Source organism: Frankia sp. CcWB3 (genome assembly GCF_977927595.1).
Genome location: NZ_CDWRCK010000068.1, coordinates 1 through 15160, shown reverse-complemented (window position 1 = coordinate 15160; position 15160 = coordinate 1). Strand labels below are relative to the sequence as shown.

9 protein-coding genes are annotated in these 15160 nt (G+C 69.8%); 5 read left to right on the top strand and 4 right to left on the bottom strand.

All coding sequences use genetic code 11. The features are described 5' to 3' along the window. The coding region (locus ACY5KJ_RS07760) for a DUF6049 family protein (protein WP_462203074.1) at nucleotides 1–2360 on the bottom strand (2360 nt) is incomplete at its 3' end. 172 nt (nucleotides 2361–2532) lie between these two features. On the opposite strand from ACY5KJ_RS07760, the gene ACY5KJ_RS07755 reads away from it, so the two are divergent. Continuing rightward, nucleotides 2533–4023 (top strand): CCA tRNA nucleotidyltransferase, encoded by a 1491-nt coding sequence (locus tag ACY5KJ_RS07755; protein WP_462203073.1) that lies wholly within the window; start codon nucleotides 2533–2535, stop codon nucleotides 4021–4023. Here the strand turns inward: ACY5KJ_RS07755 and ACY5KJ_RS07750 are convergent. From ACY5KJ_RS07750 to ACY5KJ_RS07740, 3 genes are all read right to left on the bottom strand, one after another. Next, entirely contained in the window at nucleotides 4004–5392 is a 1389-nt protein-coding gene (locus ACY5KJ_RS07750) for an MFS transporter (protein ID WP_462187473.1), read from the bottom strand. The two genes, ACY5KJ_RS07755 and ACY5KJ_RS07750, sit on opposite strands and share 20 nt — an antisense overlap. A gap of 160 nt (nucleotides 5393–5552) precedes the next feature. Beyond that, nucleotides 5553–6626, bottom strand: a complete 1074-nt coding sequence (locus ACY5KJ_RS07745) for an inositol-3-phosphate synthase (RefSeq protein ID WP_462203072.1) — start codon at nucleotides 6624–6626, stop codon at nucleotides 5553–5555. Nucleotides 6627–6742: 116 nt separating this feature from the next. Continuing rightward, nucleotides 6743–7561 (bottom strand): PadR family transcriptional regulator, encoded by an 819-nt coding sequence (locus tag ACY5KJ_RS07740; RefSeq protein WP_462187471.1) that lies wholly within the window; start codon nucleotides 7559–7561, stop codon nucleotides 6743–6745. A gap of 553 nt (nucleotides 7562–8114) precedes the next feature. Between ACY5KJ_RS07740 and ACY5KJ_RS07735 the strand changes: the two genes are divergently transcribed. From ACY5KJ_RS07735 to ACY5KJ_RS07720, 4 genes are all read left to right on the top strand, one after another. Further along, entirely contained in the window at nucleotides 8115–8522 is a 408-nt protein-coding gene (locus ACY5KJ_RS07735; RefSeq protein ID WP_462187469.1) for a DUF5318 family protein, read from the top strand. 761 nt (nucleotides 8523–9283) lie between these two features. Then, on the top strand, nucleotides 9284–12022 hold the full coding sequence (locus ACY5KJ_RS07730; RefSeq protein WP_462203071.1) for a transglycosylase domain-containing protein: 2739 nt from the start codon (nucleotides 9284–9286) through the stop codon (nucleotides 12020–12022). Between the two features lie 46 nt (nucleotides 12023–12068). Further along, nucleotides 12069–13955, top strand: coding sequence for a glycosyltransferase family 87 protein (locus tag ACY5KJ_RS07725; protein WP_462203070.1), 1887 nt, complete (start codon nucleotides 12069–12071; stop codon nucleotides 13953–13955). Beyond that, nucleotides 13948–15105, top strand: coding sequence for a hypothetical protein (locus ACY5KJ_RS07720; protein WP_462203069.1), 1158 nt, complete (start codon nucleotides 13948–13950; stop codon nucleotides 15103–15105). The genes ACY5KJ_RS07725 and ACY5KJ_RS07720 overlap by 8 nt, the downstream gene beginning before the upstream one ends. Nucleotides 15106–15160 lie beyond the last annotated feature (55 nt).

The following is a 15160-nucleotide window of genomic DNA, read 5'->3' as shown; positions in this document are numbered from 1 at the left end:
GCCGGTCCGGTCGCCGCCTCGTGCGGGCCCGCCGGCCCGCCCAGGTCGTCCTTGGCCCCCCGCAGGCGGGCCCGCAGCCGTCGCGCCAGACGGATGACGACCGCCAGGAGCAGCACGCCGACGGCACCGATGGTGATCGCGGTCGCGACGGCGCCGTAGACGGTGGATCGGACGAGAACCCGGTTCGGTGGCTCCGTGGACAGCGCCTGCCCGTCGAGGTTGAGTTTGCGGATCTCGAGGGGAAACGTCCCCGCACCCTCGGCCTCCATCTCGATCTCGACCTGAGCCTTCTGCCCTGGGGGAAGGCGGAGTGTCTGCCGGGCCGGCGAGCGCAGCCGGGACCGGTCGGTCGAAGAGAAGGCGAGCACCACAGTGACCTCGTACTGGGTGTTGTTCTCCAGGGTGATCGGGACCAGCCCACGTCTGCTCGTCAGGTTGACGCTGCGGGAGGCCACCACCTGGATTCCGTTGCGGATCGCGGACGCCTCCCCGTCCACCTGCTGGCTCAACGACACACCGTCAACCCTGCGGTCTCCCCGCCACGCGGCGGAGGTCGCCGTGACAAGTGTGTTCTTCATCGGGTTGATGAGCTGCAGCTGGCACCTGGGGCCGCGCCTGGGCGGGCACAGCACGGGGCTCAGGGCCTGCACCTCGTCAAGGACGTCCTCGACGGCGGTGAGGTAGTCGGTCGGCAGCTCGCGGGCCTGTGCCTCGGCCGGGTAGGCAAGCCGGCCCGGCCGGTCGTCCGGCCGGCTCTGGCCCCCGACACCTGCGTCGAGTCCCACCGAGGTGGAGTAGCCGCTGGTGAGGGTGTCGAGTACCGACCGTGCCCAGTCGCTCGGCGGGTCCCAGTCCCGGGGCAGCGCCAGGATCTGGAACCGTTGCTCGGGCCGTTCAGCGGTGATCATGCCGAGCTCGGCCCGCAGGCGTGCCAGGGCCGTCCCGAAGTCGGGACCGTCGGGCAGCCCGGTGTAGGCGGTTGCGATCCTGGTGAGCTGGCTGTCGGCCGCGAGCGCCTGGATCGGTCCGGCCGAGGTGGCGAGGCTGACGGTCGCAGACGGGGTATAGGTGATCTTCGCTGCGGAGGGTAGCAGCTGGTCATCGAGGATCACGGTCCCGACCTCCAGCTGGCGCAGTATGTCCGCGGTGGTGGCGTCCGCCGACCCGTCGGCGGGATAGGCGATGGTGCCCTTCTGCAGGGGGTCACGCCCCAACAGGTGGGCCAGCACAACTTCGCCAGTCTTGACGGCGTACTTCACCGTGTCCAGCTTCCGGGCGCGGACGAGCGCGGTCAGATCGGCATCTCCGTAGGGCAGTGCGAACACCACGCCTCCCTGCTCGGCGAAGCGCACGATGTCGGAGAGGAAAAGGGCCGCGTTGGCGTCCGTCTGCGCATGAACGGGCCCGCCCGGGGTGGCGTAGTCGTAGCCGCCCGGCTGCGCCATGATGGTCAGCGCCTGCACCAGGGTCGGATCGACGGCGAGCGTGACCGGCGGCGTGGCGGCGGTCAGCAGCCGGGACAGCCGGCCGCCCGGCTTCACCTCGTCCGCGAGCGCGTTGTCGGTCAGCCGGCCGTCCGAGCGCAGGCGCGGCTGATCTGCGATCGGCAGGACCGCGGCGACCGGTGTCCTCGGCTGCTGTGGGTTCGGCGCCCAGACCAGGAAGGTGTAGGCCGCGCCGATCGGTACCACGGCGCGGCCCCCGACGGAGCCGGTAATCCGTAGCTGGACCGGGTACACCCCCAGGCTCGGCGGCAGGTCCAGCGCGGCGCGATCGGCGGCGATCCGGAAGGGCACGGGCGCGGCACCCTGGATGGGCGGGGCGGCCAGCGGTTGGGTGCCGTCGCCGTTCGCGAGGACCACCTGGCGGTAGCTGCGTGTTCTCGCCGCGGCCGGGTCATCGGTCAGAGTGGCCAGCTGCCCGCGTGAGGTCACCCTGGCGCCGATCCACAGGCTCATGGAGAGGTGGGCCAGCGGCTCCCCGACCGTGGTGATGAGCTGGCCGCTGACGGAGAGCATGGTCGAGCCCCCCGGGGTGGGGGGACTCACCTCATCCAGATCGATCGTCACCGGATTCGGCGGACCGCCGGGTCTGGCTGCCGTGCCACCCGGAGTGATAGATAGCGAATTATCTGATTTGTCGGTGGATGAAGATGTGGAAGACCGTGGTGTTCTTGTGGATGAATTGTGGTGGGTAACCGGTTCGACGAGGACTCCCCCGGCCGGCACGGGGGTCGAAGCCGAGGCCGAGGCCGAAGCCGCGCAGACCCCGGGCACGGCCACGGCGAACAGGGCTAGCGCCGCGAGTATCGTCGCCCGGCGCAACGGCGCGCGACCGGTGGTGGAGATCGGCGGCGGCATGGGTTGATCGTACGAGTCCCCCGGCGACCAGCCGGCCCGCCTGTCCGGGACGCCGGGGTTACGGCTTGATTCCGCTGGGCCCTTCCCGGGCGGACGCCGAGAAATCATGATCATTGTTTTGGGTCCACGTAACGGATCATGGGCGGTGAGGCCGTAACCTGAAGGTGTGTCAGTGATCAGTCTGGACAATCCGCGAGACTCGGCCGAACGGGTGGTGAGTGAGCTGCTGAGGGTGCCGCCGGCCGCCGATGAGCTCGGTCGCGTCTTCACCGCGAACGGTTACCTCCTTCACCTCGTCGGTGGTTCGGTACGGGACGCCCTGCTCGGCCGGCCGGCGTCCGCCGTGTCCGGGGCCGCACCAGCCGATCTCGACTTCGCCACGGATGCTCGCCCCGAGCGGGTTCTGGAGATCACCCGAGGATGGGCGGAGGCGACCTGGGAGGCCGGAATCGCCTTCGGCACGGTCGGGCTCGCTCGGCACGGTGTCCGGTTCGAGATCACCACCTACCGTAGTGAGGCGTACGACCGGCAGTCCCGCAACCCGGCCGTGACCTACGGCGACAGCCTGGAGGCGGACCTGTCCCGGCGGGACTTCACCGTGAATGCGATGGCGGTGTCCGTGCCCGGCCATGACTTCGTCGACCTGTTCGGCGGGATGACAGATCTCGCCCGCGGCGTGCTGCGTACCCCCGCAAGCCCCGAGGCGTCGTTCGACGACGACCCGCTGCGCATCCTGCGGGCCGCCAGGTTCGAGGCGGCCCTGGGCCTCACCCCGGTACCCGAGCTGGTCGCGGCGATGCGCTCGCGGGCCGATCGGCTCGCGATCGTCTCCCCCGAGCGGGTCCGCGACGAACTGCGCAAGCTCATGCTGGCTCCTGACCCGGTCGCCGGTCTGGAGCGGTTGGTCGAGGTCGGGATCGCCGACATCGTGCTGCCTGAGGTGTCCGCCATGCGGATGGAGATCGACGAGCACCACCAGCACAAGGACGTCTACGCCCACACCATGACGGTGCTGCGTCAGGCGATGATCTTGGAGGAGTCGGGGGAGCCGGACGAGGTGCTGCGCTGGGCCGCGCTGCTGCATGACATCGGCAAGCCGCGGACCCGTCGGCACATGGCGGGCGGGCGGGTGTCCTTCCACCACCATGAGGTCGTCGGCCGGGACATGACCCGCCGTCGGCTCGCGGCGCTGCACTTCCCCAAGGACGTGACCGACGCGGTCTGCCGGCTCGTTTACCTGCACCTGCGCTTCCACGGATACGGGGCGGGCGAGTGGACCGACGCCGCCGTACGCCGCTACGTGCACGACGCGGGTCCCCAGCTCTCCCGGCTACACAAGCTGGTCCGCTCGGATTGCACGACCCGCAACCGGCGCAAGGCCGCGGCGTTGTCCCGGACGTACGACTCGCTCGAGGAACGGATCGCCGAGCTCGCCGCGCGCGAGGAGATCGCCGCGATCCGGCCGGAGCTTTCCGGGGACGACATCATGGCGCTGCTGGGGCTGTCACCGTCCCGGTTGGTGGGTCAGGCCCGGTCGCACATGCTGGAGTTCCGCTTCGAGCACGGGATCGTCGGCCGGGAGGCCGCCGAGGCCGAGCTGTTCCGGTGGGCCCGGGAGCACGAGGCGCCCGTTCCCGGTGAGCTCACGCCTCGGCGGGGGTGACCGGCCTGGGCTGGCCGTCCGGGCCGGGCTGGCCGTCCGGGCCAGGGTGGTCGGCCGACCGTGCCGATCTGGGCTCGCCGATGTGACGGATGATCCGGTCTTCCGGATGGCGGCGGGCGGCCCGGTAGTACAGGATCCCGGCGAGCGCGTAGCCGGCCCCGGCCACTAGGACCACCGGAACGGACCGGCCCTCGTCCGGCAGGACCACGGCGGCCACCGCCGCGGCGGCCACGAAGGCGACGTTGAACAGCAGGTCGTAGAGCGAGAAGGCGCGACCGCGGTAGGCGTCGTCGGTCTCCTCCTGCACGATGGTGTCCACGCAGATCTTGCTGGCCTGTGCGGAAAACCCGAGCAATGCTGCCGCGACGATGAACAGCGTCGAGGAAAAGGGCAGCCCGAGCGCGACCTCGACAACCCCGCCGAGTACCAGGACGAGGGCGATCCAGCTCGACTTCGGCATGCGCCCCGTGACGTGGGGAGTCGCGACCGCGGCGCTGACCGTGCCGGCCCCACTGGCGGCAACGACGGCGGCGAGCCCCGCGAGCCCGCCTTCCGGGCCAGTGAAGTAGTTGCGATACAGCAACACCGTCATCACGAGGATCAGGCCGTAGGCGGCTCGCGAGGTGGTGAGGGCGGCGAGCGCCCGCCGGGCCGGCCCGTGGTTCACCAGATAGCGGGCGCCGTCAAGCATGTCGGCGACGACCTGGGTGGTCTGCGCCCAGGCGCCCTGCCAGGCCACCGTCTCCAGCGGACCGAAGTCGCTCCGTCCCGCCCGCGCCGCGGTGACGGCGGCCACAAGGTAGGTGAAAGCTGCCAGACCGGCGACGAACGCCACCGTCCCGTCCTCGCCGCCGATCAGCCCGCGCAGTCCGCTGCCGACACCGGCTCCGGCGAGCGTCGCGACGGTGCCGGAGGTGACGGACAGGGCGTTCGCCGTGACGAGCCGGTCGAGGCCGACCACGACCGGGAGCCCGGCGGACAGCGCCGCCAGCACGAAGCGGTTCATGCTCACCGACGCCAGTGCCACCGCGTAGAAGTCGACGCCCGTCCGGCCGGTGGCGATCAGAGCGACCAGGATGCCCATCAATAGCATCCGGACGAGTGAGCAGACCACCAGAACCCGCTGGCGGGACACGCGATCGAGCACGATGCCGGCGAAGGGTCCGATGACGCTGAACGGCAGCACGACGATCGCGAGCGACGCGGCCAGGGCCGCCGCCGAGGTCGCCCGTTCGGGGGAGAACAGCACATAGCTGACGAGGCTCGCCTGGAAGACGCCGTCGGCGGCCTGGGAGGTGAGTCTGGACGCGTAGAGCATCCGGAACCCACGGCCGTGCAGCAGCTCACGAAGGTTCTCCGCCCGGGCCACGTCGTCAGCCTAGGACCAGACTGATCGACTCCGGGCACAAGGTCCGGCCGTCCCCTCCGGGCTGCCGGACACCTGTGTTTCCGACCGGGTCCGCTGGCCGGCCGATCCGACGAGGAGGACCCGACGAGAAAGATGAGGACGACGAGAAATCAGCCCTCGATCAGCCCTCGTCGCGGATGAATGCCTCCACCCTGTCCCGGGCCTCGTTGTCGCGGTACTGCTCCGGCGGGGACTTCATGAAATAGGAGGAGGCGGAGAGGACCGGGCCGCCGATGCCCCGGTCGAGCGCGATCTTGGCGCAGCGCACCGCGTCGATGACCACCCCGGCGCTGTTGGGGGAGTCCCACACCTCAAGCTTGTACTCGAGGTTCAGCGGCACGTCGCCGAAGGCACGTCCCTCAAGGCGGACATAGGCCCACTTGCGGTCGTCCAGCCAGGCGACGTAGTCCGACGGCCCGATGTGCACGTTGTCCCTGCCGAGGTCGTGAGAGACCTGGGAGGTCACGGCCTGCGTCTTGGAGATCTTCTTGGACTCCAGCCGCTCGCGTTCCAACATGTTCTTGAAGTCCATGTTGCCGCCGACGTTGAGCTGCATGGTCCGATCCAGGATCACGCCGCGGTCCTCGAAGAGCTTCGCCAGAACCCGGTGGGTGATGGTCGCGCCGACCTGTGACTTGATGTCGTCGCCGACGATCGGCACGCCGGCCGCGCGGAACTTCTCCGCCCACTCGGGCACCCCGGCGATGAACACCGGCAGGCAGTTGATGAAGGCGACGCCGGCGTCGATGGCGCACTGGGCGTAGAACTTCGCGGCGTCCTCGGAACCGACCGGCAAGTAGCAGACGAGCACGTCGGCACGGGTCTCCCGCAGGGTCGCGACGACGTCGACCGACTGCTCGTCCGACTCCTCGATGGTCTCCCGGTAGTAGCGGCCGAGGCCGTCGAGAGTGTGCCCGCGGGCGACGGTGACCCCGAGCGGCGGGACATCCGCGATCTTGATGGTGTTGTTCTCGCTGGCGACGATGGCCTCGGAGAGGTCGCGGCCGACCTTCTTCGCGTCCACGTCGAACGCGGCGACGAATGTCAGGTCCGAGACGTGGTACTCGCCCAGCCGCACGTGCATCAGCCCGGGGACCTGGGCCGACGGGTCGGCATCGCGGTAGTACTCAATCCCCTGGACCAGCGAGGCAGCGCAGTTGCCCACGCCGACAATGGCGACACGTACCGAGCCCATGACGGTCTGCTCCTTAGCTGAGATCTTCGTGGAAATGGGTCATCTGGGGCATACAGCTCCGCCGCGGCATTCCCGATCATGCTGGTCGGGAACAGGGACCCGCTACGGGATGACGTTCATCGGGTGGTCGGGACCTCGCCGTCGGGGTCCTGGCCGGCTGTCCGCGGGGCATGCCTGCTCCGGCCACGCCTGTTCACGTTTACATTCAGGTGCGCGTCGGCGTCGGCAGGTGTGCCGCCCTCCCGTGCGCGCGGGTCGTCCTGGCGGTCCGCCTGCGCCGGAGGGCTTCCCGGCCCGCTTGGGCGGGCCGGTCCGACGACGGGTGCCCCCGGCTGCACGGATCCTGTGGACGGGTTTGTGGACAAACCTGTGGATCCTGTGGACAACTGTGGTCCCTGGGTGCCGGTGGGGGTGCCGGCGCGTTCGGTCTCGATCAGCTCGTTCAGCCAGCGGACCTCACGTTCGACCGATTCCAGGCCGTGGCGCTGCAACTCGAGTGTGTAGGAGTCGAAACGCTCGACGGTCCGGGTCAGGGCCGACCGAACCTTCTCCCGGCGCTCCTCGAGCCGCCCGCGGCGACCTTCGAGGATGCGGAGGCGGACAGCGGCGTCCGTCTTCGAGAAGAAGACGAAGCGCACGCCGAACATCTCGTCTTCCCAGGACGACGGTCCGCCCTCGCCCAGCAGGTCCGCGAGCTTCTCCTTGCCCTCGCCCGTCAGGGTGTAGACGACCCGGCTGCGCCCGCCGAGACGGCCCGCGGCGCTGACGTCGTCCGCGGTGACGTATCCGGCGGACGCGAGACGACGCAGACAGGGATAGAGCGAGCCGTAGCTGAACCGGTGGAACGCGCCGAGCAGCGCCGCGAGCCGTTTGCGCAGTTCATAGCCGTGCATAGGGCTCTCGGAGAGCAGGGCGAGGACCGCCAGCTCCAGCATGATCCACCCCTCCTCGACCGTGATGCCCCGCGATGCGCCGCCGGTCGTTCCGCGAGCCGTGGCGGCTGGCCGCCACGGCTCGCGGAACGACCGTCTCGACATATCGAAGCGATACATCGAGGATAGGCGTCGCGGGACGAGTACCGCAACCAGGAATGACCAGTCGGCGACCGGGAGATGACAGATAGGCGCTCTGCTGGTGCATCCCGACCCCGGCCGGACCATCGATGGATCCACCGGCCGCCGAACGGGCGTCGCGCCCTGGCGAGGGTGTTCCCCGAGCCTGTGGAGCGTGGAAAACCCCGGCTGCCAGGGGATATCGGCCGAGATCCGCGCATCGGAAGGGGCCGGTGGCCGCCCGGGGCGGACGCTGTCCGACGGTCCCGTCGGTGGCCGGAGACCATCCCGCGCGGCCAGATCCCGGTGCGGGCGGGCTCACACTGTCATCCGGCTCACAGCCGGGATGTGTGAGGTGGGAGACGGTTTGGCGTCTGTCTGGACCGTCTGTCTGGACCGTCTGTCTGGAAGCCGACTCCGGCGTACCGTTGCTGGCATGCGTCCGCGGTCGGTCATCGACTACGCGCTCGCCCGCCGGGCGACGCTGGCGGATCTCTTCGCGGGCAGAATCTCGCCGTTGGATGCCTGTGACGCGCATCCTTATCTGCTGCGGGCGGCCAGGTACCACGGTGAGCGGACCACGAAGCGATGCCCGGTCTGCCGAGGCGGCGATCCACTCATCCATGTCACCTACGCCTACGGCGACGAGCTCGGGGAGAGCTCCGGCCGGGCCCGCATCACCAGGGAGCTCCCCATGCTCGCATCGAGGTACAGCGAGCTGCAGGTCTATGTGGTGGAGGTGTGTCCGCCCTGCGGCTGGAACCACCTGGTCACTTCTTATGTGATCGGGACGGGGGAGCCGAAGGCGAAGAAGCAGGCCCGGCGGCGGACCGCGGACCGCTGACGGCTGGTCGTCCCCGAGAGGCGCGAAGGACGCCCTGCGCGAGGGGGCGGAACCCGGCGTGAGATCCTGGTCTGCCATGTGGGTCTCATGGCAGGTCCTGGCGTGGCATCCGCCATGGGCTGACCTCGTCACAGCCTCGTCGGGTGAATGCGGCGAGTGAGCGAACATCACGTGGTCGGCCCCGGTCCGATGGTGGACCGGTGGTCGCCGGGATCGTGCATGGTCCGGGCCGAGACGGGCCGGTTCTGTGGATCCTGTGGATCCTGTGGATCCTGTGGAAATCGGACCTCCGGTGATGGTTGGGGGCGCCGGCCCGTCTCCTGCGGCGGTCCGGGTACCGGGGAGTCCCGCGGCGACGGATGGAGCGGTTGGTGAGCTCTCCCTACGATCAGGGCTCTAGTCGGGGTGGTCCTGCACCTGACCGAGCATGGCCTAACCCGGACGGCCAGTCCCGGGTAACCGCGGACCGGGTACCCCCGGACCGCGCCCGGCGGCCGGAGCAGGCCCAGGCAGGCCAGGCCCAGGCAGGCCACGTCCAGGGACGCCGGCTGGTGCCGCCAGCGGGCCGGCCCACCGGCGGGCGAGGGGAGCGCACCGCTCTCGTGCCACCCGCGGCTCCCCCCGCCGCGGCGAGGACGAACATGCCGCCGGATGGTAGGACCGGTCGGGGTGCCGGTCCCGCCGCCGGGGGGTGGGTGCCGGACCGCGGCGTCGGGAAGTCCGACGTGCCCGGCCGTGAACCGTCCAGTGGTCGTCCCGGCATGCCCGTTGGCGAGGCGACCGGTCGTCGCCGAGGAGGCGGCGCGCCATCCGGTCGGGCGGCCCCCACCAGGCGGGTTCCCGGCCGTGGGTTCTCCGATCGGACCGCCTCTGACCGTGGCGTCCCCGACCGTGGGCCGGACCGGCCGGCCGCCGAGGTCAACACCCTGTACGACACCGTCGACCAGGAGGCCCTACGGCGGGTCGATGTCCGGGAACGCACCGTGGACGCCACCATCTACCACAAGGTGACGCCGGAGCAGGACTCCCGGAACGGCCGCCGCAACGGGGTGTCGGACCGCGACCGCATGACCGAGGTAACGCCCGCTCGGCAGGTGGCCGGTCGGCGCGACCTCACCCGCGCTACCGAGCTGATGGCCGTCCGGACCCGGGCACGGGAGGGAGGTGGATCGGCCGCTACCCGCCGGATGGCGGGTGGGCGACCGGGTGCGGATCGGATCGAGCCCCGCCGGACCGGTCCAGGCCGATCCTCCCGGGCGGAGATGGGTGCCCCGGGCGGGCCGGGAGGAACCGGGCGCCGCAACGGGAAGGCCTCCCGGCCGGGCCAGGGGCGACACGGCCCGATGTGGTGGCGACAGCGCCCGCGCTGGATGCGCCGTCTGGTCTTCGCCGGCTTCTTCTCCGGCCTTCTCCTGTTCGTCGCCGGCATCGGCGTCATCTACGCGGCGACCCAGGTCCCGCTGCCTGCCGAGGTGAAAACCGACCAGACGTCGATCATCTTCTACGGACCGCCGGCCGGCTCGCATCAGGACAACGGTGAGGAGCTTGCCCGGATCGGCACCGTGAACCGCACCGACGTGCCGCTCGCCGAAGTGTCCATGGACCTGCAGCACGCGGTGCTCGCGGCCGAGGACAAGAACTTCTATCACGAACCCGGTATCTCTCCCAAGGGCATCGCCCGGGCGCTCTACGTGCACCTCACCGGCGGGGAGCTGCAGGGTGGTTCGACCATCACCCAGCAGTACGCCAAGAACGCGTACCTGTCGCAGGAGCGGACCTTCACCCGCAAGATGCGCGAGATCGTGCTCGCGGTGAAGCTGGGCCAGAAGTACTCCAAGGGACAGATCCTGGAGTTCTACCTGAATACGATCTACTTCGGCCGGGGCGCCTACGGTATCGAAGCGGCGGCGAAGGCCTACTTCAACACCCCGGCCGCCAAACTCACCCCCGCTCAGGGGGCGGTCATCGCGGGCCTGATCCGATCACCCAACTACCTCGACCCGGCCAAGAACCCGGGTCCGGCGGCGAACCGCTGGCACGACGTGGTCGCGACGATGGTTGCCGAGGGCTGGGCTCCGCCGGAACTCGCCCAGCAGAGCCCCCCACCCGTGGCCGCGAAGGCGGAGGACGCCGCCGCCTCGTCCGATCAGATCGCGTACATCCGCAACCAGGTCAAACGTGAGCTTACGACCGTCGGGAAGATCACCGAGGACCAGATCAACCGCGGTGGACTGCGCATCACGACCACGATCGACAAGGGGCGGCAGTTCAAGGCCTTCCAGGCGGTGAGCGACGTGCTGGGCCCGGCGTACGCCGCAGTGCCGGATCTGCGTACCGGGCTCACCGCGGTAGAACCCGGGACCGGCAGGATCCTCGCCTGGTACGGCGGGTCGCTCTACGGCAAGGACGCACAGGGCCATGAGCAGTACGTCGACAACGTGTCAGGGGCGCAGGTGCAGTCCGCCTCCACCTTCAAGACGATCACCTTGGTCGCGGCGCTGCGCCAGAACATCAACCTCAAGTCGACCTTCGCCGCTCCCGCCAAGATCACGCTGCCGGGGAACTACGTGGTCAGCAACGACGAGGGCGAGCCGGGTGATCTCGGGTACAAGGATCTCATCGAGGCGACGGCGGGCTCCATCAACACGGTGTACGTACCGTTGGGGCAGAACATCGGCGTCTCGAACATCGTCAAGACCGCGCGCGACCTTGGCATCCCGAGCAGCACTCAGCTTCGCAACGAGGCGGGTATCACCCTGGGCCAGGACGACGTGCGCGCGGTGGACATGACCGCGGTCTACGCGACCCTCGCCGGCAACGGAGTGCGGGCCACGCCGCACATCGTCGACAAGGTGGTCGACGGCAAGGGGCAGGTGATCTACTCGGGTACCCCGGATGCGAAGCAGGTCATCCCGGCCGCGGTGGCCCGCGACGCCACGTACGCCCTGCAGAGCGTGCTGACGGATCCGAGCGGCACCGGGAAGCGGGCCCGGCTGGATGGCGGGCGCGAGGCCGCCGGCAAGACCGGGACGTCGAGCAACTTCCGGTCGGCCTGGTTCTGCGGATACACCAGGGAAATCGCGTCCTGCGTGAACATGTTCCGGGGCAAGGGCACCGAGCAGGACGTGCTGAAGGGCATTCCCGGCGCCGACAAGGGCGTCTACGGAGGTAACTACCCGGCCAAGGTGTGGAAGGCGTTCATGGATGCTGCGCTGACGGGGGTGCCGCCGTCGAAGTTCGATTCGCCGGCCTTCGGTGGCCTCGTGCAGGATAACGAGCCCGAGCCGACTCCCACACCCACCCCGGCGCCGAGCGCCCCATCGAGCCAGCCCGGCGATACCGGGCTCAACCTGGGCGATCTCCTGAACCCCAGTGGCAACGGCAACGGCAACGGCAACGGCAATGGCGACGGCAATGGCAACGGCAGTGGTCAGCAGGGTGCCGGCCAGCAGGGCCGGCCAGCTCGACAGACGGGGATCTTCTCCGACCCGTTCAGTTGACCGGGAGGTCGAGTTCAGTGCTGTCATGGGCTGTCATGGGGCGAGAATGACGGGCATGGCCCTGTCCCCGGCGTCCCCCGTCCGCGTCAGCCCGGCCCGGGAGGACCCGGTCGTCGCGGGGGCAAGCCAGCTCATCGGTGGGCCGCCGGGTGAGCACGCGGTCGTGCCCGACCGGCGTGGTTGGCTGACCCCGCTGCGGGTGCTGATGGCGATGGTCATCGTGGCTGGGGTCCTCGGCTATACCCAGAAGATCAGTTGCCGGGACACCCGGAACTGGACGCATGAGCACCAGTACACGGCGTTGTGCTACTCCGACATCGTCGCGCTGTACAGCCAGGAGGGGCTGGTCGACGGGAAGATCCCCTATCTGGACTACCCGACGGAATACCCGCCGTTGATCGGCGCCACCATGCAGCTTGTCGCCTGGCCAGCCGGTCTCGCGGACGGACCGCGGGCGGTCTACCGGGAGGAGAACGGTGAGCGTGTCTTCGACCACTACACGATGGACATGCGGTCGGCCGTCTTCTACGACCTCACCGCCCTGCTGTTCCTGATCGTGGCCTCGGTCGCGGTGTGCTGCACGGCGCTGACGGCCGGATTGAGGCGGATCTGGGACGCCGCTCTGTTCGCGCTGGCGCCGACCCTCGTGCTGCATCTGCTGACGAACTGGGACATCATCGCGGTGGCGTTCTCGGCAGGCGGCCTGCTCGCCTGGTCCAGGCGGGCTCCGAAGCTCGCCGGGATGCTGATCGGGCTCGGCATCCTCACGAAGCTCTATCCGGCCCTGTTCCTGCTCGGGTTGGCCTTCCTCTGTCTTCGGGCCGGGAGGCTGCGCGAACTGGCCCGGACCGTCTGTGCGGCGGCGGTGACGGTGCTGGTGGTCATCGTCCCGCTGTGGCTGACCGCCGGCTACTTCAACGCGGAGAACGCCCGCGTCGGCGACAGCATCTGGTCGACCTTCTGGCGAGGTGGTGACTGGACCCGACTGGTCGGTGGTGGTCCGGACAAGGCCCGCAACGCCATCGCCCGGTTTTTCGACCTGAACTCCGACCGCGGCGCCGACTGGGACTCGCTGGCGTTCGGCGCGACCTGGCTTGCCGGCCGCTACGACCCGGCCTGGTTCGGATCGCTGCACCTGGTGGTCTCCGCGCTCACCGCCGTCGTCCTCGTCGCGGTGGCGGCGGCCGCGATCCATCATCGGCCCGATGCGCGCCGGCTGGTCATCGTGGCGGCCGCGGCCGGCTGGGTGACGATCGTCGTCGCCCTTCCGATGATCCTGCAGGGCCTGCGGGACAACGGCCTGCCCATCTCCACATTGAACATCATCACTGGGGCGGCCCTGCTGGTCTCGGTGATCGCCATCGGGTTGCTCACCTGGCTCGCACCGCGCCGGCCCCGCCTGCCGCAGGTGCTGTTCCTGCTCGTCGTCGCCTTCCTGCTGACCAACAAGGTCTTCTCACCCCAGTACACGATCTGGCTACTACCGCTGGCGGCACTGGCTCGGCCCCGATGGCGGCTGTTCTTGCTGTGGCAGGCCTGCGAGGCGTGGGTCCTGTTCACCCGATTCATGCACTTCATCTACAACGACACGCATGGTCGTCAGGGCATCGACCGGGGATGGTTCGTCGGCGCGGTGGCCCTGCGCGACCTGGTGCTGCTCGTCCTGGCCGGATTCGTCGTCCGGGAGATCCTGCATCCGCATACCGACATCGTGCGGACCGGCGGAATGGCGTACCCGGGTGATCCGCGTGTCGCGGTCGGCTCTGCTGCCGCCGGCGATCCGGACGCCGTCGACGACCCTGCGGGCGGGGTGCTGGACCATGCCCCCGATGCCCGCGGCGGCCGGCCGGCGTGGGTGGCGGCGGCCACCGGCAAGCCGGACGGCGGCCCGGCCGCCGGCAGCGCCGACGGGGCCGGGTCCGGCGGTGCATGATCCGACCGGGCCGGGGATGGTCCGAGCGGCCTGGGCCCGGCTGCCGGAGCCGGTCCGGGCCGCGCTGCCGATCTGGTTCGGGAGCCGGGTCGCGGTCGCCTTGCTGGCGCTCGCTGCCGCGCGGGCCCTCACCTCGGCGCCGGCGCGAAACGCTCCCGGCCTGTGCACGCTCTGGGACCGGTGGGATGTCGGCCTGTTCACGAAGGTCGCCCGGTACGGCTATCTCTCCCCCGCCTACTCGGACCGGACAGAAGTCGACTTTCCCGGCCTCCCGATCGCGATGCGGATCGTCCATATCGTCGTTCCGGACTGGATCGTCGCGGGTCTGGTCGTGTCGTTCCTCGCCGGTGCGGTCGCGGTCGCCGCGCTGTGGCGGTTGGCCGCGGACGAGGTCGGCAAGCCCGCGGCGCAGTTCGCCGTCCTCAGCCTTATCTGCTTCCCCTACGCGGTGTTCCTGTTCGCCGCCTACTCGGAGGGTATCTTCCTGGGGTTCGCTACGGCGTCCTGGCTGGCGGCACGCCGCCGCCGCTGGTGGTTGGCCGGCCTGCTGGGCGCCGGGGCAGCATCCGCCAGGATCAGCGGTATTCCCTTCGGGATCGCGTTGGCCGTGCAGTACGTCGTGAGCCGGCGCTCCGCCGGCCTCCCGGTGTTCGCCTGGCCGGCGTTGTCGCTGGGGCTTCCACCCATCCCCGTCCTCGCTTATCTGGGCTATCTCAGGATTCGCACCGGGGGCTGGGGCTCCTACACGGACGCGATGCGGGACGGCTGGCACCGAGGCCTCGACTGGCCCTGGTCGGGCTGGGCCGCCACCTGGGCATCGGCCACGGATGGCAACGGTGCGTCGACCTTCGTCTGGTTCTGGCGCGGGGAACTGCTCGCGGTGGTCGTCGGGGTGCTGCTGACCATCATCCTGCTGGCCGGGAGACGGTGGGGTGAGGCGACTTTCCTCGGCGTGATGACCGCGATAATGGCCTGCACGAATTATTATGCATCGGGAATCCGTGGAATTCTGGTGGCCTTTCCGTTGTATCTGATGCTCGCGCGAGCCGCCGCGCGGCAGAGCTGGGTACAGTCGGTATATCTCTGTATCTGTACACCGATCATGGCAGCCCTGGTCGTCGCCTTCACGCAGGGGCAGTGGGTGGACTAGCCTTTCCCCGCACGGCGCCTTCGGCGCAGTGCGGGGGCCCCTGGCATGGGGGCTC